Consider the following 21,932-nt stretch of genomic DNA (forward strand, 5'->3'; position numbering starts at 1 on the left):
CGGGTTGATTTGACAGACAAGAATTCAAAATTCTTGCCTGCCTCTCACTTTTATTCTTAAATTAATGAGTATAGCGAAGCCATGGTGCACTCTGGCCTTCTTCTATCACCCAGACCGAAGTCGAATTAGGATTTGAAACATCGGCAATGTTCCAACCTGAGAAAGTTAAGATTTGTTGAAGTTCAGCCGTGGTTTTACCAATACCTCCACCACTTTGATCATGTCCAGAAGTCTCTTTATTCCAATAACTATTTTTATCGATAGAGATTCCATTATTGTTACCAATTAGACCACCTGTATGTGTTGCCCCCGTCACAAGCCCAGAAGAAAAACTATTTTCAACACTTGCCAGATAAGTTGAAGATGTCCCTCCTAGTAACCCCCCAGAGGAATCATTTCCAGCCACCTTACCCACTGCGTAAGTATTCAGAAGACTGCCTCCTTGCGTATTTCCGACCAGCCCCCCAGTATAATGATAGCCTTTCACATCTCCACTGGCATAACTGGACGTCACACTACCTAAATGATTCAGTCCAATTAATCCCCCTACATTTCTAGTTCCTTCTATTTTACCTGTGGCATAGCTGTTATTAATTGCTCGTGTATCGATTATTTGTTCATTAAAACCAATCAGACCCCCAACATTTTCTACTCCAGTTGTATTACCTGTCGCAAAACTATTACTTACGGCCTTCATATTTTTCCCAACTAATCCCCCAACATTTTTCTCACCATTTACAACGCCAGAAGCTGAACTATTTATAATTTCAGTCGCATTAAATCCTACTAAGCCACCTACATAATTTGTTCCATTTACCTGTCCCTGAGCAGAACTATCTCTAATAACACTTTCGGATAAATTATTGCCGACTAGACCACCTGTATACTCAGTTCCTATGACCTGACCCGTTGCATAACTATTTTCAATTTCAGTTTTATGTTGCGTACTTGGGAAACTATTACTGATTGAGCCGACCAATCCTCCTGTTCTGGATGTTCCGTTTACAGCTCCAGTCGCATGACTGTTTTTAACCTTAACCGCACCGTTAATAGAAGCAATAAGTCCACCTGTAGATGCCAGATAAGTATCATCGTAAGCATTTACATTACCTGTTGCATAACTTTGCTCAACGGTTGCGATAGCATCAATATCACGAGTAGGATTATTATAAACAGCTTCCAGACCAATAGAGCCTATCAGACCACCTGCTCTATACTTGCCTTCTAATGTACCTGTTGCATAACTTTGAGAAATTTTAGTGTTCCCTTGAGAATATAATAAAGAGCCAACTAAGCCCCCTAAATTATCGATGGCGCCAGAAATATTTCCAGTTGCATAACTCTGAATAATGTCATTATTTACTTGTTGTCCTACCAATCCACCAACCGTAGAAATTTCACCCTGTGCTGCATGAATATTTCCCGTCGCATAACTATCTTTAATCAAACTATAACTTCGTCCTACCAATCCGCCGACTGTTCCACCAATCAAAGGAGAGCTGAAGCTCAGTATTGTAATTTCACCTGTAGCATAAGAATTTAAAATAGAACCAGAACTTTGATTATGATTTTCATCCCGTAGACCACTTGTCCCGATCAATCCTCCTAATACATTAAATCCTTGGATAGAATTAGAACTAAATGCATTTTTGACGATACCAGATTTTTGAAAACCAATTAATCCTCCAATATTACTGGTACCTTTTATAGAACCACCAATTGTTCCAATATCTCTTATTATATTCGTCGTGGCCCCAAATAAACCTATCGAATGAGAATCGATTGTTGCTGGTAATTCAGTTGGAATGGGGAAAGGTAGTGGATCTACTCGATTTATATAAAGTCCAGATACCGTATGCCCAAGGCCATGGAACTCTCCAGTAAACGGCCTATCAATAACTTCTTGAGAAATTCCAATCCCACTAGGTAGATTAGGATCATTAAATATTTTTAACTTGGTTCCAAAATCTCCGATAGGATCGAATCCCTTACCGTTATTCCAATTGACTGTATCAGAAGCATCAATATTGCTACCCAAGGCATAATTACCAGTGAGATTATTATTTATTCCCTGTAAAGTATTGATATTGGCATCACCCTCTTCCCCCAAGTCATTGATTACAATGTATGAGGTTCCATTTATTAACAAAGTTGGTGAAGAACCACTGATATTAATTTTGGCACCATTATTTAAGTTGTAATCTGAACCACCCCCAAAGTTCATGGCAAGCTTAGCTTTATCACCACTTAAATCCAGATCACTATTGAAGTTAATATCTTTGGAAGCAGTAAGTGTCAGCGCTGTATTGGCATTCCAGCTCGTTGCATCATTAAGATTAATATTGCCCTGACCTGCTGCTGTGCCTACCGCATTCAAGGTGACATTACCCTTGTTTAAGGCATCACCTAATGTGGTACTACTCACACTCCCGCCAAAGAACTCGACATCTATATTTTTTGCTTGTAATTCCCAACCACTTGTAGTTGGTGGTAATCCTGTCGTTGAATTACGTTGTGTTGTTATATTCGCACCAGAACTGATCTGTACATTGGCCGCAGATGTTTTAATTTGTCCACCACTACCACCATTCGGTGCAGAAGCATCTAGGGTACCACCTACGTTCAGGGTGCCACTGGTTAAGTCACTGCCTAATTCAATTACACCACGGACATTATTGACAGTTTGCGCTTGAATCACCCCAACACTATTCACCACGGCATTACTTAATTCATCAATTCCCTTTGCGGTAAGCACAACTTTACCACCATCGGCTTGGATCATTCCGCCAGAGTTAATCAAGGCTTGGGCCTTACCCTGATTAATGGTGTAACCCAATAAACTACCATTATTTAGATTTAAGGTAATATCACCAGCAGCAGCCAATAAAACATTGCCTTGCGGTGCTTTAATGATGCCAGTATGCTTTACCGTCGGGGCAAGCAAAGCAACCGTTCCTCCCGTTGGTACTGTAATTTTCCCACGGTTTTCGATGCTTTTGTTATTCCCGGTATTATTAAAATTGAATAAGTTATTATTAAAGTCACTATTACTCAGATTTAAAGTAGAGGCGACTAACCCTGCTGTATTTACCTGTGATGTACTACCAAATAACACCCCATTAGGATTGATAATAAAAACTTGTCCATTGGCATTGAGTTGACCATTTAAATTTGAAGCACTAGAGCCTGTCACTCTATTTAAGGTAATTGAACTGGAACTTGGTTGAACAAAATTGACTACTTCATTGTTATTGGTGGAAAAGCTACTCCAGTCAATTGCAGCCTTAGCTGTGGATTGATTAATTGTTGTCGTTGTTCCTGCGGTTGAAATCGTTGCCGTTCCAGAACTTACTCCCCCGCCTGTCGGACCAGCTAGTGCAATACTAGCGCTTAATAGATTCACAGCGAAAACTGTTGTTTTTGTGCTCACCCCTAAGAACGGTTTCTTTAATTTATTTCTCTTAATGGATGATTCTACTACTGTTCCCCCTTTTGCGATTTCACTTACGGCTTGCCAGCAAAAATGTGTAGCGTTCCATATAACTCGATAGATTTTATTCACAATTATTTCCACCTATTTTTAATATTTTAAAAAAATTGCAGTTTATTTTTAGCATATCTTTTTATATTTTAAATAATTTCAATACTTTTTCTGACCAATGGTGATAAAAAATATTCATTGTAAGGAAAATATTTTAGATGAAAAAACAAATAACTTAAAATAAGTGCTGTTTTTTATTTAGAATAATTAACTAATAAATCAGTGAATATTGAAAAATTAAATTAGTTTTTATTATTTTTAAATTTATCTTGAAAATCTAAATTCTAATTTTTCTATTATAAAGAAACCATTGCTCCGTGGACCAATGGTTCTTTTTGACAACTATAAAATTTTAGGTCTTCGGCAAAGTCACACCAGTTTGACCTTGGTATTTACCACCACGATCTTTATATGAAGTTTCACATACTTCATCGCTTTCAAAGAACAACATTTGTGCAACACCCTCACCTGCGTAAATACGTGCTGGCAAGTTGGTCGTATTGGAGAATTCCAGGGTAACGTGACCTTCCCACTCTGGCTCTAACGGGGTCACGTTTACAATAATGCCGCAACGCGCATAGGTTGATTTGCCAAGGCAAACGGTTAATACATTACGCGGAATACGGAAATATTCAATAGTCCGTGCCAAGGCAAACGAGTTTGGCGGAATAATACACACATCAGACTCGATATCGATAAAGCTTTTATCATCAAAGTTCTTAGGGTCAACAATGGCTGAGTGCACATTGGTAAACACCTTGAACTCACGCGCACAACGGACATCATAGCCATAGCTCGATACCCCGTAAGAAATCAATTTTTCACCGTTTTTATCAAAACGAACTTGATTTTCCGCATAAGGTTCAATCATGCCGTGTTTTTCGCTCATTTCACGAATCCAACGATCAGATTTTATAGCCATGACTTTTTATCCAAAGACGAAGTTAATAATTGGCGAGTACTTTAACTTAAAATGCTATTAATGAAAACAACACCTCTCATACGTTCGCTTCAATAGAGACGGGAATGTTATAAATTGTTGAGCGCTGAATAGCTAATTGGAATCGCAAAGCTGACCAGCACCACACAGGCGGTACGTTGTAGTTTCGCTTGAGAGAGCCAGTTCACCTTCTTGCTTGCCAGCATTGCACCGACTGAAATCCAGAATAAAGCAATCGGAAGGATTAAAGCCACAAATGTCCCCATATGTGCCAAGTAAATATCCTGACTTTTCCAGGCAGCAGCAGGGAAAATAGCAGAAGCAAACAGTAAAGCCTTAGGATTGAGCAAGGTTGCGCAGAGGAGTTCTTTAGGGCGAATGGTCGGCTGGTTTAAAACCACATCCTGATTCGCAGTCCGCCATAACTTGATGGCAAGAAAAATAATATAAGCAGCACTCAATAATTTCAAAAACGTCGGTAATAAAGGAAAAGTGGCCGATACTTTACCAATCAACATGCCCCAAGCCGTAATGGCAATAATATAGCCGACCGCTTCCGCTGGAATAAGCAGTAAAGATTGACGTAATCCGACCTGAATCCCTGAAGATGCAAGTAAGGTATTAGTTGGGCCTGGTGTCAGCAGAATGGTGATTACTAAACCAATAAAAAACCATGAAATCATTGAATGACCTCACTATGAGAGATTTTCAGATTAATCCAATTACTCAGCTATAGCAAAAAAATAACTGTAAGGACTTATGACGAAAATTCTTATAAGCTTTTATTTTATTTATGTTTTTAAAATTACAAGTAGTACCAACTGCACAGTCACAGGCAGACGCCTGAGTATTTAAGATTCAAATTCTGGAGATGGCTTGATAAGTGCCCCCGCTACCCCCAGATAAATGGAGACATGATTTTAAGTTTTTGCTAAGTAATTAATGTTATTTTATAAGCTGTTTCCCCTCCTATCTCTTATTCGCTCCACATGATTTATGCCTAAGCAATTTTTTCATAAGTGGCTACCTTCTTCGGAAAAAGTCGCTCGACTAAAATTTATGAAGATTTTTGGTGAACGCACCTTAAATCCACTGCTTTGGTATGTAAATCGCCGTTCTATTGCAAAAGCCATGTTTATTGGCACCTTCTGGGGCATTTTACCGGTTCCGTTTCATAGTGTGTTTATTATCCTGACCGTGCTACTGTTTGAAGTGAACTTGCCGATTGGATTATGCATGGCATGGTTAACCAATCCCTTTACGGTTGTACCGATTCTTTATTTAGGGTTCTGGTTCGGTAGCAAGATTTATCACGTCAATATGATCAATAAAGACATGTTGCTTGGTGTTCTGCATCAGATTCTAAACTGGATCAAAAATTTTGGGCATGGACATATTGATTTTAGCCTTGCCAAGATTCTGGTTTCAGGGCTGATGATTGAAGCGATTTTATTTGCGGTTTTATTTTATGCGGCGACGCACTTACTCTGGCGTTGGAGTGTGATTCGGAGCTGGAAAAATCGTGAGAAAGAGAGAAAAGAAGAAATCATCTAAATGATTTCTTCTTAATAAAAATACTTATTTCGCTGCGGCTTTGGCCTTCATATATTGTTCTGCCACATCGAGTGCATATTCCTGACATGCTTCACCTGTGGCAGGGTCATAGGCACCATTATTGGTAATGTTATTGGACAACACACGGATCCCCAAGAATGGCACATTGAACTGATGGGCAATCTGGGCCACTGAAGCTGCTTCCATCTCTTCTACCGAAGTCCCATAAACCGTATGGAACTGCTTGATGCGATCAAGCTCGTTATTCCAGGTATCTGCCGAACCAATCGTACCTTCCACCACTTGTCCTTTGCTGTAATTTGGTTTTGCCTTATAAGCAGCTAGCAAGAGTTCTTTGTCACCTTCAAATTTACGGATCGCAATTGGCTCAGGATTAGACTCATCATCAGGTAAGACATCAAAGGCTTCATTCCACTCTAAAGCATTTGAACCACCACCCAGAGGTTTATTGGGTGTTTTAAATGCACCGATATTGGTGGTGTATTTACCTAACACAATATCAAAGACATGTAGGTCTGGATCATGACCCCCCGCCGTTCCCTGATTGATAATCGCAATCGGTTTGTAATGTTGAATTGCAAGTGCAGTCGCCGCAGCAGAATTACTCATGCCCATCCGGGTTTTAGAAATCACCACAGGATAACCTTTATAGGTGCCTTTCCAGAACTTCCATTCCCCAATCATTTCTACAGTCGCATTCTCTAACTGAGCAGCCATTTTTTCCGACTCGACAGGTAATGCCCCCTGAATCACGATCGGCTGGAGTTTCGCTTGTTCTTGAGGTTGAGTCGAATTTGAGTTGCTATCACCATTACATGCAGCTAAAAAAAGCGTCGTACATAGCGTGGCAATACCGATAAAAGATTTGAATTGCATCATTCACCTGTCTTAAAAAAGAAAGTCTATACAAAGCAAGTTATGTACCTACTTTGTTTTTGGAAGTGAGTTGAGGAATGGTCTAGATCAAAATTTAATTTCGATTAGAAAGCAAAAACCCAACATTTGCGTGTTGGGTTTTCGGTGGACTTAGAAAATTCGTTTATCGTCTTTCTGGCGCTTTGGCAGCTTATCCATGTGTTGCAACACGGCCTGGGCAATATTGAGATAGCTTTCGGCGGCGGTATCCTTCGCGATTACACTTGGTGTGCCCTGATCGGCATGCTCACGGATTTTCGCATCTAAAGGTAAGCGTCCCAGTAATGGAATCTGGTATTGTGTTGACAATTGATCGCCACCGCCTGTACCAAAAATCTGTTCTTCGTGTCCGCAATTCGAGCAAATATGGGTCGACATATTTTCAATTACACCCAACACAGGAATATTCACTTTATTGAATAGCTCAATGCCTTTGGTCGCATCCATTAACGCCACATTTTGTGGGGTGGTGACAATAACTGCACCCGTGACCGGAATACGTTGTGCCAAGGTCAATTGAATATCACCCGTGCCCGGTGGCATATCAATGACCAGTACATCCAGATCAGGCCATAAAGTCTGGTTAAATAACTGCATCAATGCACCTGTAGCTTTGGGTCCACGCCATGCCACAGGCGTATTGTGCTCACCGATTAAATGACCAATCGACAGTACGGCCATGCCATAGGCATCTAAAGGTACAAAGTGTTCATTTTCAATTAGCGGGGTTTTGCCGGCATTGCCCAACATGGTTGGAATACTTGGGCCATAGATATCGGCATCCAGCACCCCAACTTTTAGGCCGAGCTGTTGTAGTGCAAGTGCAAGGTTTACTGTGGTGGTTGATTTACCCACTCCGCCTTTACCTGATGACACCAGAATCACATTTTGAATACGGGGATGAGCTGCCACGTCGCGCTGTTGCGGTGCCGCTTTTTGAATCGGCGGATTATTAGGATCTGCTTCTGCCTGAGGTGCAGCATTCATCACTGGCGGTAAATTGCTATTTTCTGCTTTTGGTTTGGATGAGCAGCTATGACCTGCCTCACCATGTGCCGCATGTTTTTGCTGAATAATATGGAGGTTTAATTCCTGAATGCCACACTTTTCCAATGCTTCTGCAAGTTCGTCATGAATCTGTTGCAAATGATCTTTTTCTTGGGGAAAGGTATTAATGGTCAGCTGTAGAATGCGGCCTTGTACATTGACCTGACTAATCCGATCTTTGAGCGCATTTTCTGAATGCGGTAACACATAACTTTGTAGAACTGTTTGAATCTCGTCTTCCTTCACTTCTTGCGCTGGTGAAAAAACAGATTTTAAGGAAGAAAGCCACGACATTTTGTTTACTCCAAAAACAGATCAACATAGCATTGAGTTTGCTTAGTTTAGCAGTATTGAACAATTGACGCTCCTCTCAAAGCAGATAATTGCTCATTTTTTATAGCAACTTTTCTGCTTTAGATTTCTCTACCCAACAATACACATTTTTGTCAGGAAAAGCTTAGATCGAACAACGCGAGACTGGATATTCAGTCTCATGTCGCCCAGATATTTTTAAATCCCTTTAAATAAAAAAAATCCCCAAACATAGCGTAGATATGTTTGAGGAAGTCTTTCACCCTATTCGCAGATTAAACGTATTAACCTTTGAATTTATTGATGGTATCCGTTGCGGCTTTCTTTAAATCATCCAGCTTGTGACTGGCCTGAGCTTTAAGATCGTCAAATTTTGCTGCAGCTTCATCTTTCAATTCAGCGGCTTTGGCTTTGGCATCATCCAGTTTATGGCTGGCTTCTTCTTTCAAGTGGTCAAATTTGTCTTGAACCGCATGCTGGGTATCTTCCAGTTTTGCTTTGATATCATCCACTTTGCTCGAAGCCGCTTCTTTACCTTCAGCATTTTTTTCAGAGACATCTTTCTTTAGATCATCGACGGCTTTTTCGCCTTTTAACTTCAGTTCTGCGGCAGAATGTTTTAAGTCATCAATTGCCTTTTCACCTTGTAGCTGAGTTTCTTTTGCTTTGTGTTTTAAATCATCGCCCAATTCAGCGGCTTGGTTTTTTAATTCATCAAGTTTTTCATTTGTCATGGTATTTCCTCACTATAGGTAAAAAACATATTGTTTGGAGCAATCTTAGTTATACCGCGTTTAACGCTATTTTTTGCTGAGCGCTGCAAATTGAAACAAATGAAATACAGGAAGATTCAAATTATTGCCGAACAATAAATTATTTTATTATCAGATATAAAAAGCATATAAATGAATAACATCCTGCCTAGCGAATAAAATCCTTGGCTAATATCTCATAGAGCACGTGCCAACCGAGTGGATGATCTTTGGCTATAGCGGGATGCTGAAATTCACCGACCTTATTCATGTTTAATTTATGCATGACTCTTTGCGATTTCGTATTGTCCATGGTAGTAAAGGCCACCACTTTATCCAGCTTTAACTGCTCAAAAGCAAATGCAAGCGCAGCTTGGGCAGCTTCAGGCGCATAGCCTTGTCCCCAATACGCCTGATCGAGTCGCCATCCAATTTCCACACAAGGCGAAAAGGAGAATTGTGTCGGTTGATTATGCAACCCGGTAAAGCCAATAAATTGCTGGTTATGTTTTAACTCAACCGCCCAGAACCCCCAGCCTTGCGTGTCGATAATCGATTTCATGCGCTCAATCAAGGCATCACTTTCTGCCCGTGTCAGCAGGTTCGGAAAGTACTGCATTACTTGAGGATTGCTACTCATGGCCGCAAAGGCTTCATTATCCTCTGCTCGCCATTGTCTGAGACGTAATCTGGCTGTTTCGATCATTTTTAGAACCAATAAATGTGTATTAAAAACTATTAACAATATAAGGAGATAGATCGGATATACTGCTGAAAATATCTCAATCATAGACCTTGTCGTCAAAATTGCCTATATGAATGAAAATGAACTTCTAGAAATTCAACAGGAACTTCAGGCCCAAGAAAAACGCTTGAAGTACATTGTTTCAAGTAAAAGAAGAATCCAAAACATGATTCTGTCTTTTGAAAAGGATTTGGCTGAACAGTTAATTCCGGTTATTGATCAGATCAGTGATGATAAAGCGCCGGTTGAAAGCAGTTTGGCGCTGACCATTTGCTGGAAATTTTCGAAAGCCGAGTTTCCTAAAACGGAACATTGGTGCAGCGAACTGAGCATTACTGATCTTGAAATCAAAGATCAATTTACTGTGGTGTTAAAAGCACAGGCATGGTTAGGCACATTGGGCAGTGATGAGCTTTGGCAAACGCCAATGTGTGCTGAGATTACGCTTGATCCGAAAACAGACGGCTTAAAGAGCTATTACATCCATTTCCTGTCTAAAGGAAAAGTTATTTCGTTAAGAAAGAACTCCAAGCACAGCATCACAGTCAAGCAAATGCAGAGTATGTAATCCTTCGGGATGCATACTCTATGCTTTTTAAAGTAAAAATCTCAGATTTTGGTTCTCTAATTTTTAAATATATTTGCAATTATAAATCCTAATATCAATGGTAATAATATAACCATAAATAAGAAAATAGACGTCATAAATAACTCTAAATTAAAATCTGGAAGCCCCCATACAACAATAAAACTAATGACATACCCTCCCAGTAAAAACCCTACGCCTTTTAACAACTGAGATAGGTCGATTAACTTTTTTGGATGTCGTAAAAAATAATAACTAATAAAATAAAGAAAGCTATGCCAACCAATTAAAACTGGCGTGAACATGATGATTGCAGCAACACCTCTAAGAACCCCATTAGAGAGTTCTTGAGGTGAAAAATCCTGTTCATAAATCAAAAATCCCCAAACAAAAAACACGATACTGAGCGTTGCAACTGTGCCCGAAATCACTGAACGGATACACCACCAGACAAAGGAAGTCTGCTCACCATAATAATTCTTCATCTATTTCTCTTTTTATTTAATATAAATATTAATTACTTACACAAACACTTAACAAAGCAAGTATGTAAAATTTATTATAAGATAGATTGAGATAATCATCTTCAAATAACATCATAAATGCTAAATATTAGTTCAATTTAGATGACCTATAGAACAAGACCATAGAGAGAAAAAGTAAAAGCCCATCCAGAAGTTATATCGTTAATTCTAGGGCAAATGAAGTCTGTATAAAGCCGTCAAAATTGCCTCCGAACCTAGCTTGAAAAGATTTCACTGAATCCCTTGTGCAAGTCGGGGTCAAGTCATGTAAAATCATCTGCCTTGCAAATACGAATGAGAGAACAATATCCGTGCGTAAAATTTTAGTCACCAATGCCCTACCTTATGCCAATGGTCCTATCCATATGGGTCACTTACTCGGTTATATCCAAGCAGATATTTGGGTTCGTGCGATGCGTGCAATGGGCCATGATGTGACTTATGTATGTGCGGATGATGCTCACGGTACCGCGATCATGCTGCGTGCTGAAGCCAATGGCATTAGCCCGGAACAGCAAATTGCCAATGTTCAGAAAGAACATATCCGTGACTTTGATGGTTTTGGTGTGCACTTCGATCACTATGATTCAACCAATAGCGACGAGAACAAAGCACGTTCAGAAGAAATCTATATCAAAAACCGTGAAGCAGGCAATATTGCGATTCGCCCTGTTACCCAGTTATTTGATCCTGAAAAAGGTATGTTCCTGTCTGACCGATTCATTAAAGGCACATGCCCGAAATGTAAGTCAGAAGATCAATACGGCGACGCCTGCGAAGTGTGCGGTACAACCTATAATGCCACTGAACTGGAAAACCCACGTTCAACCTTAAGTGGTGCCACCCCTGTTGAAAAATCATCAGATCACTACTTCTTTAAACTTCCGAATTTCTCAGAATACTTACAGAAATGGACTCGTGATCAAGGTCGTCTGCCAGTTTCGATTGCCAATAAATTAGATGAATGGTTTGAAGCAGGCTTATCGGATTGGGATATTTCGCGTGATGCGCCTTATTTCGGTTTTGAAATTCCAGATGCGCCAAACAAATATTTCTACGTTTGGGTTGATGCACCAATTGGCTATATGTCAAGTTTTGAAAACTACATCAAAACCAAACGTCCAGATTTAAGCTTCGATGATTTCTGGAAAAAAGACAGTGATAAAGAAGTTTATCACTTCATCGGTAAAGACATTGTTTACTTCCATGCCCTGTTCTGGCCGGCAATGCTTGAAGGTGCCAACTATCGTACCCCATCAGGTTTATTCGTAAATGGTTTCTTGACAGTGAATGGCCAGAAGATGTCGAAGTCTCGCGGTACATTCATCAAAGCAGAAACCTATTTACAGCATTTGAATCCTGAATATCTACGTTATTACTTTGCGTCTAAGCTGTCTGACAAAGTTGAAGATTCAGATTTGAACCTGGATGACTTCGTTCAAAAAGTGAATTCTGACCTTGTCGGTAAAGTGGTGAATATTGCCAGCCGTTGTGCAAAATTCATTAACAGCAACTTTAATAATACCTTGTCGAATACATGTGCAGAATCTGAACTGGTGCAGAGCTTTATTGATGCAGGTGATTCAATCGCACAAGCTTATGAAGCACGTGAATTCTCGGCTGCGATCCGTGAAATCATGGCGTTGGCTGACCGTGCCAATCAGTATATTGATGAGAAAAAGCCATGGGCACTTGCCAAGCAAGAAGGTCAGGAACAACAAGTTCATGACGTTTGTTCGGTGGGGATTAACCTGTTCCGTCAACTTGCGATTTACTTGGCGCCGGTCTTACCAACGCTTGCGGCACAGGTTCAAGCCTTCTTACAACTTGAAAGCTTCGACTTTGCATCACGTCAGCAGATCTTGCTTGGTCATGAAATTGCGCAATTCCAACCTTTAATGCAACGTGTTGATGCCAAAGCAGTTGCTGCAATGGTGGATGCATCTAAAGATTCTTTAGCTGCTGCGGCAGAAGCGCCAAAAGCAGAGAAGAAAAAAGAAAAGAAAGTCGAGAAGAAGCCTGAGCCAAAAGTAGGTGAAGCTGAAATCATTGGTATTGAAGACTTCATGAAAATTGATCTTCGTGTAGCAAAAGTATTGGAAGCTGCGACTGTTGAAGGTTCTGATAAATTGCTGCAATTGACTTTGGATGTCGGTGAAGCTGAACCGCGTAATGTGTTTAGTGGCATTCGTGAGTTTTATCAGCCTGAACAGCTTAAAGACAAATTGGTGGTGATGGTGGCAAACCTTGCACCGCGTAAGATGCGCTTTGGTATTTCTAACGGTATGGTACTTGCCGCAGGTAATGGCGAAGGTGTTTGGGTGATTTCACCTGAAACAGGCGCTAAACCAGGCGATAAAGTGTCTTAATTTATAAAATATCAAGGGCTTCTTCGGAAGCCCTTTTATATTATTTTTAATTAAATCAAATAAAGCTCAAAATGAATAAAAACAACTCAGAAACAACCACATTTACACGTTATGGTTCAACTATTGGAACATTTATCATTGTAATCAGTTTCCATATCTTGATTTATCTAGACCATCCAATCCGTTTTTTACAAAGTCTAATCACACCCAGTATAGTTATTCCTATGCTTTGCTTAATGTTAATTGCGATCGCAGTCGGATATGTTGTTGGCTACATTCCTGCCTATATTACGGGTGAGTTATTTTTACATATATTCAAAGATAAGTTAGTAAATGCAAATCTATACCAAGCCATCGCTTATGGTTGTTTTACCAGTTTATTATGGGCGCCTCTTTTATTGCTACTTTCACAATTTTCTCACGAATGGTTGCTGACTTTTTTATATCTACAATTTGTTTTAATCCTGCCAATTACGACTATTTGTGCCGTTATTGAATGGAAAAAATCAAAATAATAGTTAATACTTTTAATCAAATAAATTCTCTCAAACTAAATACAAGTTGTACCTTTCTTCCAGCCCAAGCGTAACTACAAACAATAAAGCAATCGGAGATTATAGTATTTCTTCGATAATGATTATTCTCTTTTAAAGAATAGATATCCGTGCTAAAAAGTAGACAATTCAACTAAAATTGAGAATATTTATAAATGAAAAAAACAGCCCTACTTCTTTCTATCTCATTCTTGAGCAGCATCCCTTTACTGAGCCATGCAGAAACAAGCAAAACCTTGCCGATCATTGAACAACAAAAACAGGTAGCAGGCTTCTATCAACACCAAGTGGGTGATGTGCAAATCACTGCCCTGCTCGATGGCACTAACTTTATGTCACCAAGCCTGTTTAAAGATATTTCACCGCAACAAGTCCAACATATCCTGAAAAAATACTACGCAGACCAAGACAAAGGAGTGCAAACATCCATCAATGCTTTCCTCGTCAATACAGGAAAATCATTGGTACTCGTCGATAGCGGTGCAGCCAGTTGCTTTGGCCCACACTTAGGTTCAATCCTGAAAAATCTGGTCGCTTCAGGCTACAAACCTGAACAAATCGATACCATTTTACTCACACATTTACACCCTGATCATGTCTGTGGCATCAGTAAAGATGGCGTTGCCAATTTCCCCAATGCAACCGTATATGTCTCGAATGATGAAGCCAATTACTGGTTAGATCCCAAACAGGCAGCCAAGCTTCCAAAAGACAAACAAGCGGGCTATGAAGGAACTGTGAAGCAAATTAAACAGGCGATTACTCCTTACCAAGCCAAGCAACGCTTTAAAACTTATAAACTTGGTGATGACATTCAGGGTTTTAAAGTCATTAACACGGCGGGACATACTCCAGGCCACTTTAGTTATGAACTCAAAAGCAAAGGCGAAAGCGTAGTGTTTATTGGCGATATCGTACATTCACATACCGTGCAATTTGATCAACCTAAAACTGCGATTGAATACGATATTGATCCGAAAAAAGCAGTGGCAACCCGTTTAAAACAGTTTGCTGATTTCGCTAAAAATGGCCAAACCATTGCTGCACCACATTTACCTTTCCCAGGAATGGGGCATATTTATTCAGCAGATGGTAAGAGCTATCAATGGATTCCAGTGCATTTTAAAGATTAAGCTGAATAAGTGGATTCTAGACAATAAAAAAGCGACCTTCGTGGTCGCTTTTTCTGCTGTATTATTTCATTCCAAAAATCAGCTTTAATCCCAACAGCGTCATCACGCCACCTGCGATACGATCAAACACGGATTTGGATTTTAAATAGACTTTGCGTGGCCCTTCTGCTGACAAGGCAACCGCCACCAGCGAATACCAACCTGCGTCAATAAAGAAGCACAACATCGGTAACACCACATAGTAGTAGCTTGGGATATCTTTCGGTAATAAGGCCGTGAAAATACTGGCCAAGATAATGGCAATTTTCGGGTTACTGAGCTGGGTAATCAGCCCTAAACGAAAGGCTTGTGCATAGCTCATCTGATTCACAGTACCATTGACTGCTTCCATTGGCTCTTTGGCATGCTTAATGATCTTATAGGCCAGCCAAAGCAAATACAGGCCGCCAAATACTTTTAAAGCGATATAGGCAGAAGGCACCGCCAATAAAATTGCCTGTAAGCCCATGACTGCCAGCAAACCAAACAAGGCTGCCCCCGTGCCTGTACCTAAAGCGGTAAATAGGCCATGTTTACGTGAAATCGCAATTGAATTCTTCGCCACATAAATAAATGTAGGGCCCGGGCTAATCGCCCCTAACATTAAGGCCAACGCAATTGAACCTAAAATCAATAACGATTCCAAGATAACCTCTAGATTAGAATAATTTTCAAGCAATGATTTTACTTAAAAACAGGATCAAGGTGATAGATAAATTTTGAGTTGCCCTCTTATTTTTCACGCTTGAATACAATATTTTTGAGCCTATACCTTTTATATAAAACTTAAGCCCGACTCAAAACCAGATACATCACTTCACTACGAAATGAGCCATTTGCCTGAATCTGATAATAGTGGCGCGTCTGATCGGAAGCTTTGTGCTGTAAATGCCGTATAGTCTGGACTGCATAATCAGGCGTTTGCATCCGTTCTGTCCAGCTCTGAAACTCTAACTCTAAATGCTGTTTTTCAACATATTCGATTCGAAATCCTGCGCATTCAGCAAAGTGCATCCATTCTTGTAAACTATAATTACGGACATGACTTGGATCGCGAATGCTTTCAATTGTCTGGAAAAAAGTATCCATGACGGGATTAGAATTCCCTAGAATATCTACCATAATCACTTTGCCCTGTTGCGCCACGACGCGGTAGATTTCACTCATGGCTTGCGCAACATTGTGCCAGTGATGCGCAGAATAACGGCTAATGACGCAATCAAAACTTTGATCGGCAAAAGGCAAAGCCTCAGCAGCCCCTTGTACGGCCATGACATGATCAAAGCCCTTTTGCGTGGCCTGCTGAGCCACCAGTTCGACCATCGATGGCGTTAAGTCATAGGCAGTCACCTGATCGACCAAAGGTGCAACCTGATAACTGACATGCCCACCGCCACAGCCCAAATCCAGTGCTGTTTTAAATTGATGCGCCTGAATCAACTGCTGCATTTTCTGAAATTCAATCCCCTGCGCATGCACGCTACTGGTTAAATAGGCCTGAGATTTATCCTGATATTGCTGTTGATTGACTTGATGCTGGGTGCTCATATTCATATCCTTGCTGTGTCTGATTGCCTTTACAATAAACAGCCACAATCAAAAATAAAAATGATCAATTTTAATTTTATTAATAAAAATAAGTTATTAATTTAATCCGATTAAACTCGCCGCGACATTGATCGCAACCGCCAGAATCACGGTATTAAAGATAAAGGCTAGGACACAATGAAAGATATTTAAGTGTCTGAGTGCAGAACTTGTAATCGACACATCTGCTGTCTGAGCCGAGGTACCAATGATGTAGCTGAAATAAATAAAATCCAGATAGTCAGGTTGATCTGTTTTAGGAAAGTCCAGTCCTGCTTCTTCATGACGGCTTTTGGCCAGATAATAGTCATGGGCATAGTGAATTGCAAATAAAGTATGCAGCAATAACCAGGTTGAAAATATGGTGCCGATGGTCAGTAGAATCAGGGTGCTTTTTAAAATAGGAAAATCTTTCGGCACATGACTGAGCTGCACCACAATTGAAATAAAACAGACCACAATCGCAATCAATACCACCGTGAGGATCACCCACTTGCCTTCATCCTGTTGCCGGGCACGTTTTAAAATGTGTGTTGCATCCAGATGCCACATCATTTTCAGGGTCAGAAACAAATATAGCCATATGGCAATATTCCAGCCTAACTGCAAACAGGTGGCCCATTTCCAGTCGGTAAAAAAGTGCAATGCCGCATAGATCAGCAACCCCAGACTAAAAGTTGCGGACAGGTAAGGACGATGTTTTATCCCTCTCGCAAAACCCTGTACAAATCCTTGCATGCTTCACCTGATTGTATTTTTTATTCATGATTCATTTCACTTTATTTTTTAACACTGTATGCACTTGGAAAAATATCTTCTACGATGGTTTTTACCGAAAATAAACAAAATAAATTTTCACTATATATTTACTTCGGACAAAAATGTCCGTTTAATTCACATTATATCTTACACGAGTCTTGGTCATGGCAAAACGTCAGCAATTGGCGGCTCACAATCGTGATGAACTCCTCAACGCCGCAGAGGAAATTTTCCGCAAGCAAGGGGTTCATGTGCCTTTACAGGCCATCATTGATCATGCCGGTGTGGGACGGGCAACTTTTTATCGTAATTTTGCTGATCGTAAGGCCTTGATTGCAGCTTTGCTGGAACGGGCCATCACTCGTCTGGAGCAGAAGGCCAAAGAATTACGGGTCTTTAATGATGGCTTTATCCGTTTAATCGAAGGTCATATCGAACAGATTCCACAACTGGTGGTGCTGATTGATTACTGGCGCATCATTGATCGACAAGACCCAATCATGCTAAACATTTATGAACGACGTGATAAAGCATTACAACCGCTGATTGATCAGGCGATCCAGCACCAGTTATGTCGTGCTGATCTTACCCCTCAGGATTTTGGTATGATCACCGCGATTTTGGGGTCTTCCTTTCAGGGACATCAGGCGAGCGACCAGCTACGGCTGGCGAAACGCGCAATAGAATTATTATTAAACGGCATTAAAGTGTAGTTCGAGGAAGAATATGGATAAAAACCCTCGCTATCTAGAGACTCCTCCGGATTGGTCTGCAGATGAGCGTCCAACCTTACCGGGCTCGCCTGCAGCGATTGCACATGCTCGCCCGAAACGTTTCGCCTACTTTGTTATTGGCCTGCTGATCTGTATTGCTGCCAGTCTCAGTAATGGCTTTATTGTTGCCAATTTACCGATTTTTCAGGGGGAGTATGGATTAACCGCTTCACAAGCGGCCTGGCTCCCTGCGGCCTATGTCATGGCCAATGTCAGTTCAAACCTGATCCTGTTTAAGGCCCGTCAGCAATATGGCTTTCGCCTGTTTTCAGAAAACGGGTTACTGGTTTTTTTTGGCGTACTGATTCTGCACATCTTTGTCAAAACCTATGAAATGGCGCTTTTTGTCCGTTTTATTGCGGGTCTGGCCGCAGCCCCCCTCAGCTCGCTCGGCATGTATTACACCATGCAGGCCTTTGGCAAGGCCGATATGGCCAAAGGCATTTATCTGGCTTTTGGCTTTCAGCAATTGGGATTGCCATTGGCCTGGATTATTTCACCGTTCCTCCTCAGCGCAAACCAGTGGGATGTGATTTATACCTTTGAGCTGGGTCTGGCTATTTGTTGTTTTGCCATGGTGGTATCGCTCAAATTGCCACGCAGCTTGCGTCTGGAAGTGTTCGAGAAGCAGGACTTCTTTACCTTTGCCCTGTTGGCACCCGGCTTTGCCTGTCTGTGTATCGTGCTCACCCAAGGACCAATTCTATGGTGGTTCGATAGTCCGTGGCTGGCTTATACCTTGATCATTGGCTTCTGTCTGATTGTGTTGGGTCTCACCTACGAACATTACCGGACCAATCCGCTAATCATGACCCGTTGGCTGGCGGCGGGGGACTTACTTAGTTTTGTTGTCAGTGCTTTTGCATTACGCCTGCTGATGTCAGAGCAAAGTTATGCGGCCGTGAATTTCCTGAAGACCATGGGCATGGGGCCAGACCAGTTCGTGCCGTTATATGTGGTGATCTTTTGCGGAACCATTGCCGGTTCGGTTTTTAGTGCCCTGACCTTCCACCGTGAACGATTAATTTTAAATTTATTCCTTGCTGAAATCCTGATTCTGATTGCCTGTGCACTGGATTACCACCTGACCAGTGATGTACGCCCAGCCAATTTCTATCGTAGTCAGTTTTTAGTGAGCTTTGCCGGTGGTGTGTTTATTGGGCCACTGTTGCTGATGGGCTTTATGCGGACCTTGCAACGCGGGCCGCAATATGTGGTGACCTTTATTGTCCTGTTCTCAGCCACACAAAACTTTGGTGGTCTGGTCGGTTCATCGTTCTTTAATACCTACCAGCAACACCATACCTATGATTATAAAGTCGAGATCAACAGCAATCTTGACCCGACCGACCCATTGGTGGCCCAACGCCTACAGGCTTATCAGCGCAGTGCCATGGCGAGTACCAATGATTCGGTCCTGCAAAATAATCAGGCCTTGCAGAACCTAAACAAAGTAGTAACCCGCGAAGCACAGGTTCGTGCCTATAACGATGTGATTGTCTTAAATGGCATTTTTGCTGTGGTTTTACTGCTATGGGGCTTATTTAAATATGTGCGTAACAAGTACATGACCCGAAAAAATCTGCAAGCAGCCAGTTAACCCTGATGGTATTTGATTGAGAAAACATTATGTCTGAACAAGATAAACCAGAAAACACCAATGCCCAGAACAACGGGCAAAACCAGACGGTTCCAGCTGAAAAGGCGTCAGAAGCGGTGGCTCAAATGCCACCGCCTCCACCACCGCCAACCAGTAAGCTGATCAAGACCAAGCGTTCAACCTTATGGTGGATGCTGCTGGTGCTTATTGTCGGGATCACGATTATTTTATGGGCATGGCGAATCGGGCCATTCCACACGGCGATTGAGCAGACCGACAACAGCTATGTGAAAGGTAAAACCACCATTCTTTCCTCACAGATCAATGGCTACATCAAGGATGTGCTGGTCAAGGACTTTGATCATGTCAAACAGGGTCAGGTACTCATGCATATTGATGCAACCACCTATGACCAGAAAGTGACTCAAGCTGTCTCTGGTGTAGAGCAGGCACAAAATAGCCTGGCCAATCAGACACAGGCCATTGCCCAGCGTCAGGCTGATGTGGTTGCGGCACAGGCCAAAATGGATCAGGTCAAGGCACAATACGATTTATCCGTCGCGCAACTCAAACGCTACCAACAACTTGGCGATAGTGGTGCGGCATCAAAATCAGAGCAGGATAAAGCAGCAGCCGATGCACAAAATAACCTTGCCTTGCTGAAACAGGCCCAAGCCAACATTCAGGTTGCGCAAGAAGCCTTAAAAACAGCGCAAGTGGCACAAGCTGGTTTAAAGGCTCAGGTCAATAGTGCACAGGCACAACTGGATCAGGCCAATACCACCAAGGATTACAGCACCATTGTGGCGCCGCTGGATGGTCAACTGGGCGAAGTCAATCCACGCGTGGGCCAGTACGTTGCTGCGGGTACACAATTGCTGTATTTAATTCCACAACAAACCTGGGTGATTGCCAACTTTAAGGAAACCCAAATTGCCAATATGAAAATTGGTCAAAAAGCATCTTTCACGGTAGACGCCCTGAATCATCAGAAATTCACCGGACAAGTCGAACAGATCTCGCCTGCAGCTGGCTCAGAATTCAGCGTGTTAAAACCGGACAATGCAACCGGTAATTTCACCAAGGTGGTACAGCGTATTGCGGTGCGGATCACCGTAGATCCGAATCAGCAAGGCATAGAAAATTTACGTCCCGGGATGTCGGTGATTACTTCGGTAGATACCAGTTCCTAAACGATACTGACATTCTCAATCAAATCCATTTACAATGTGGTCAAATTTATTTCTCTTGTTCGAAAATGTTTGATCACATTGCTTTTCCCACTCCCTATCAAACATTAGCGCTTCCCGGTACGGTCCAACTGACCATTAAGCGTCTGGACCAGATTCATCCACACATTTCAGGCAATAAGTTTTTTAAGCTCAAATACAACTTGCTTGTCGCACAGCAACAAGGTTTGACACAAGTACTGACCTTTGGCGGTGCATTCTCCAACCACATTGCAGCAACCGCTTATGCTGCCCAGCACTTCGGTTTGCAAAGTATTGGCATGATTCGGGGTGAAGAGCTGGCTTTGCAAGCCTTAAACCCTACCCTACAAACCGCACAAGATTTGGGTATGCATCTGCATTTTGTGAGTCGGGCCGAATATCGGCTGCGCCATGAAGCCACGTATTTACAGCAATTACAACAGCGCTATCCGCAAGCATTGATTATTCCTGAAGGAGGCAGCAATGCACTGGCGCTAAAAGGAACACAGGAAATCTTAACTGAAGATGACCGCGAAAATTATGATGTGATTTGCTGTGCAGTCGGCACCGGTGGAACCATTGCCGGGCTGATTGAAAGCAGTTCTGATCGACAGCATGTGCTGGGCTTTTCTGCCTTAAAAGGGGATTTTCTAAAACAAGACATTCAACAATGGACCAATAAACAGAACTGGTCTTTAACTGATGCCTATAGTTGCGGTGGCTATGCCAAAACCAGTCCAGCACTCCTGCACTTTATGCAACAGTTTGAACAGCAATACCGAATTCCTTTGGAACAGGTCTATACCGCCAAAATGATGATGGGTCTGTTTGACCTGATGCAAAGGCAGCATTTCCCACAACATACCCGTATTCTGGCGATTCACACAGGGGGGTTACAAGGAAAGTTGAAAACATACTAAAAGCTGCATAAATCTTTTATAATTGCCCGCTTTTCCGCTCTTGAGTATTT

Annotated in this window: 20 protein-coding genes; 9 read left to right on the forward strand and 11 right to left on the reverse strand. The window is 41.6% G+C overall.

Annotated elements, in window-relative coordinates:
• Positions 1-61: 61 nt before the first annotated feature.
• From J699_RS03090 to J699_RS03080, 3 genes are all read right to left on the reverse strand, one after another.
• Positions 62-3,562 carry a GLUG motif-containing protein gene (locus tag J699_RS03090; RefSeq protein ID WP_032882960.1) on the reverse strand — a complete coding sequence of 1,167 codons (3,501 nt, stop codon included), beginning with the start codon at positions 3,560-3,562 and terminating at the stop codon, positions 62-64.
• Positions 3,563-3,893: 331 nt separating this feature from the next.
• Positions 3,894-4,463, reverse strand: coding sequence for a dCTP deaminase (gene dcd / locus J699_RS03085; protein ID WP_002120290.1), 570 nt, complete (start codon positions 4,461-4,463; stop codon positions 3,894-3,896).
• Positions 4,464-4,570: 107 nt separating this feature from the next.
• Positions 4,571-5,164 carry a LysE family translocator gene (locus tag J699_RS03080; RefSeq protein ID WP_032868030.1) on the reverse strand — a complete coding sequence of 198 codons (594 nt, stop codon included), beginning with the start codon at positions 5,162-5,164 and terminating at the stop codon, positions 4,571-4,573.
• A 313-nt stretch (positions 5,165-5,477) separates the two neighbouring features.
• Here J699_RS03080 and J699_RS03075 point away from each other — a divergent pair, with 313 nt between their 5' ends.
• Positions 5,478-6,035 carry a DUF2062 domain-containing protein gene (locus tag J699_RS03075; protein WP_032868033.1) on the forward strand — a complete coding sequence of 186 codons (558 nt, stop codon included), beginning with the start codon at positions 5,478-5,480 and terminating at the stop codon, positions 6,033-6,035.
• 24 nt (positions 6,036-6,059) lie between these two features.
• Here J699_RS03075 and J699_RS03070 read toward each other — a convergent pair whose 3' ends face one another.
• The 4 genes from J699_RS03070 to J699_RS03055 all read right to left on the reverse strand — a co-directional run bounded on the left by J699_RS03070 (position 6,060) and on the right by J699_RS03055 (position 9,788).
• Positions 6,060-6,935 carry a 5'-methylthioadenosine/S-adenosylhomocysteine nucleosidase gene (locus tag J699_RS03070; RefSeq protein ID WP_171070835.1) on the reverse strand — a complete coding sequence of 292 codons (876 nt, stop codon included), beginning with the start codon at positions 6,933-6,935 and terminating at the stop codon, positions 6,060-6,062.
• Between the two features lie 147 nt (positions 6,936-7,082).
• Complete coding sequence (gene apbC, locus J699_RS03065; protein ID WP_032868039.1) at positions 7,083-8,312, reverse strand: iron-sulfur cluster carrier protein ApbC; 1,230 nt, start codon at positions 8,310-8,312, stop codon at positions 7,083-7,085.
• 302 nt (positions 8,313-8,614) lie between these two features.
• Entirely contained in the window at positions 8,615-9,064 is a 450-nt protein-coding gene (locus J699_RS03060) for a hypothetical protein (RefSeq protein WP_005228953.1), read from the reverse strand.
• A 187-nt stretch (positions 9,065-9,251) separates the two neighbouring features.
• The gene (locus J699_RS03055; protein WP_032868041.1) at positions 9,252-9,788 is read right to left on the reverse strand and encodes a GNAT family N-acetyltransferase; all 537 of its coding nucleotides are present in this window, start codon (positions 9,786-9,788) and stop codon (positions 9,252-9,254) included.
• A gap of 109 nt (positions 9,789-9,897) precedes the next feature.
• Between J699_RS03055 and J699_RS03050 the strand changes: the two genes are divergently transcribed.
• Positions 9,898-10,395 carry a hypothetical protein gene (locus J699_RS03050; RefSeq protein ID WP_032868043.1) on the forward strand — a complete coding sequence of 166 codons (498 nt, stop codon included), beginning with the start codon at positions 9,898-9,900 and terminating at the stop codon, positions 10,393-10,395.
• Between the two features lie 56 nt (positions 10,396-10,451).
• On the opposite strand, the gene J699_RS03045 is transcribed toward J699_RS03050, so the two are convergent.
• A complete protein-coding gene (locus J699_RS03045; RefSeq protein WP_032868045.1) occupies positions 10,452-10,898 on the reverse strand; it encodes a hypothetical protein in 447 nt (148 codons plus the stop codon).
• 350 nt (positions 10,899-11,248) lie between these two features.
• Here J699_RS03045 and metG point away from each other — a divergent pair, with 350 nt between their 5' ends.
• The 3 genes from metG (at position 11,249) to J699_RS03035 (ending at position 14,993) form a co-directional block, all read left to right on the forward strand.
• Positions 11,249-13,306, forward strand: a complete 2,058-nt coding sequence (metG, locus tag J699_RS03040) for a methionine--tRNA ligase (RefSeq protein WP_032868047.1) — start codon at positions 11,249-11,251, stop codon at positions 13,304-13,306.
• A gap of 71 nt (positions 13,307-13,377) precedes the next feature.
• Positions 13,378-13,821: a hypothetical protein gene (locus J699_RS0218880; protein WP_032868049.1), complete on the forward strand. Its 444-nt coding sequence runs from the start codon at positions 13,378-13,380 to the stop codon at positions 13,819-13,821.
• Positions 13,822-14,015: 194 nt separating this feature from the next.
• Positions 14,016-14,993, forward strand: a complete 978-nt coding sequence (locus J699_RS03035) for an MBL fold metallo-hydrolase (protein WP_032868051.1) — start codon at positions 14,016-14,018, stop codon at positions 14,991-14,993.
• A 61-nt stretch (positions 14,994-15,054) separates the two neighbouring features.
• Here the strand turns inward: J699_RS03035 and J699_RS03030 are convergent, their stop codons facing one another.
• The 3 genes from J699_RS03030 to J699_RS03020 form a co-directional block, all read right to left on the reverse strand.
• Positions 15,055-15,678 (reverse strand): LysE family translocator, encoded by a 624-nt coding sequence (locus tag J699_RS03030; protein ID WP_005228946.1) that lies wholly within the window; start codon positions 15,676-15,678, stop codon positions 15,055-15,057.
• Between the two features lie 140 nt (positions 15,679-15,818).
• Complete coding sequence (locus tag J699_RS03025; RefSeq protein WP_032868053.1) at positions 15,819-16,580, reverse strand: class I SAM-dependent methyltransferase; 762 nt, start codon at positions 16,578-16,580, stop codon at positions 15,819-15,821.
• Positions 16,581-16,676: 96 nt separating this feature from the next.
• Positions 16,677-17,357 carry a DUF1345 domain-containing protein gene (locus J699_RS03020; RefSeq protein WP_032868055.1) on the reverse strand — a complete coding sequence of 227 codons (681 nt, stop codon included), beginning with the start codon at positions 17,355-17,357 and terminating at the stop codon, positions 16,677-16,679.
• Positions 17,358-17,542: 185 nt separating this feature from the next.
• Between J699_RS03020 and J699_RS03015 the strand changes: the two genes are divergently transcribed.
• The 4 genes from J699_RS03015 to J699_RS03000 all read left to right on the forward strand — a co-directional run bounded on the left by J699_RS03015 (position 17,543) and on the right by J699_RS03000 (position 21,882).
• Entirely contained in the window at positions 17,543-18,091 is a 549-nt protein-coding gene (locus J699_RS03015) for a TetR/AcrR family transcriptional regulator (RefSeq protein ID WP_005228943.1), read from the forward strand.
• A 13-nt stretch (positions 18,092-18,104) separates the two neighbouring features.
• The gene (locus J699_RS03010; protein WP_032882961.1) at positions 18,105-19,751 is read left to right on the forward strand and encodes an MFS transporter; all 1,647 of its coding nucleotides are present in this window, start codon (positions 18,105-18,107) and stop codon (positions 19,749-19,751) included.
• Between the two features lie 125 nt (positions 19,752-19,876).
• Positions 19,877-20,944: an HlyD family secretion protein gene (locus J699_RS03005; RefSeq protein ID WP_228131918.1), complete on the forward strand. Its 1,068-nt coding sequence runs from the start codon at positions 19,877-19,879 to the stop codon at positions 20,942-20,944.
• Between the two features lie 65 nt (positions 20,945-21,009).
• The gene (locus tag J699_RS03000) at positions 21,010-21,882 is read left to right on the forward strand and encodes a 1-aminocyclopropane-1-carboxylate deaminase/D-cysteine desulfhydrase (RefSeq protein WP_032868058.1); all 873 of its coding nucleotides are present in this window, start codon (positions 21,010-21,012) and stop codon (positions 21,880-21,882) included.
• Positions 21,883-21,932: the final 50 nt, after the last annotated feature.

The organism is Acinetobacter sp. 1000160 (genome assembly GCF_000588715.1).
Taxonomy (GTDB): domain Bacteria; phylum Pseudomonadota; class Gammaproteobacteria; order Pseudomonadales; family Moraxellaceae; genus Acinetobacter; species Acinetobacter courvalinii.

Coding starts and splice junctions, on each gene's coding strand:
- J699_RS03070 (WP_171070835.1), bottom strand. CDS start 6,935: ATGATGCAATTCAAATCTTTTATCGGTATTGCCACGCTATGTACGACG.
- J699_RS0218880 (WP_032868049.1), top strand. CDS start 13,378: ATGAATAAAAACAACTCAGAAACAACCACATTTACACGTTATGGTTCA.
- J699_RS03005 (WP_228131918.1), top strand. CDS start 19,877: ATGCCACCGCCTCCACCACCGCCAACCAGTAAGCTGATCAAGACCAAG.
- J699_RS03020 (WP_032868055.1), bottom strand. CDS start 17,357: ATGCAAGGATTTGTACAGGGTTTTGCGAGAGGGATAAAACATCGTCCT.
- J699_RS03080 (WP_032868030.1), bottom strand. CDS start 5,164: ATGATTTCATGGTTTTTTATTGGTTTAGTAATCACCATTCTGCTGACA.
- J699_RS03035 (WP_032868051.1), top strand. CDS start 14,016: ATGAAAAAAACAGCCCTACTTCTTTCTATCTCATTCTTGAGCAGCATC.
- J699_RS03000 (WP_032868058.1), top strand. CDS start 21,010: ATGTTTGATCACATTGCTTTTCCCACTCCCTATCAAACATTAGCGCTT.
- J699_RS03075 (WP_032868033.1), top strand. CDS start 5,478: ATGCCTAAGCAATTTTTTCATAAGTGGCTACCTTCTTCGGAAAAAGTC.
- J699_RS03060 (WP_005228953.1), bottom strand. CDS start 9,064: ATGACAAATGAAAAACTTGATGAATTAAAAAACCAAGCCGCTGAATTG.
- J699_RS03055 (WP_032868041.1), bottom strand. CDS start 9,788: ATGATCGAAACAGCCAGATTACGTCTCAGACAATGGCGAGCAGAGGAT.
- J699_RS03050 (WP_032868043.1), top strand. CDS start 9,898: ATGAATGAAAATGAACTTCTAGAAATTCAACAGGAACTTCAGGCCCAA.
- dcd (WP_002120290.1), bottom strand. CDS start 4,463: ATGGCTATAAAATCTGATCGTTGGATTCGTGAAATGAGCGAAAAACAC.
- J699_RS03010 (WP_032882961.1), top strand. CDS start 18,105: ATGGATAAAAACCCTCGCTATCTAGAGACTCCTCCGGATTGGTCTGCA.
- J699_RS03045 (WP_032868045.1), bottom strand. CDS start 10,898: ATGAAGAATTATTATGGTGAGCAGACTTCCTTTGTCTGGTGGTGTATC.
- J699_RS03015 (WP_005228943.1), top strand. CDS start 17,543: ATGGCAAAACGTCAGCAATTGGCGGCTCACAATCGTGATGAACTCCTC.
- J699_RS03025 (WP_032868053.1), bottom strand. CDS start 16,580: ATGAGCACCCAGCATCAAGTCAATCAACAGCAATATCAGGATAAATCT.
- apbC (WP_032868039.1), bottom strand. CDS start 8,312: ATGTCGTGGCTTTCTTCCTTAAAATCTGTTTTTTCACCAGCGCAAGAA.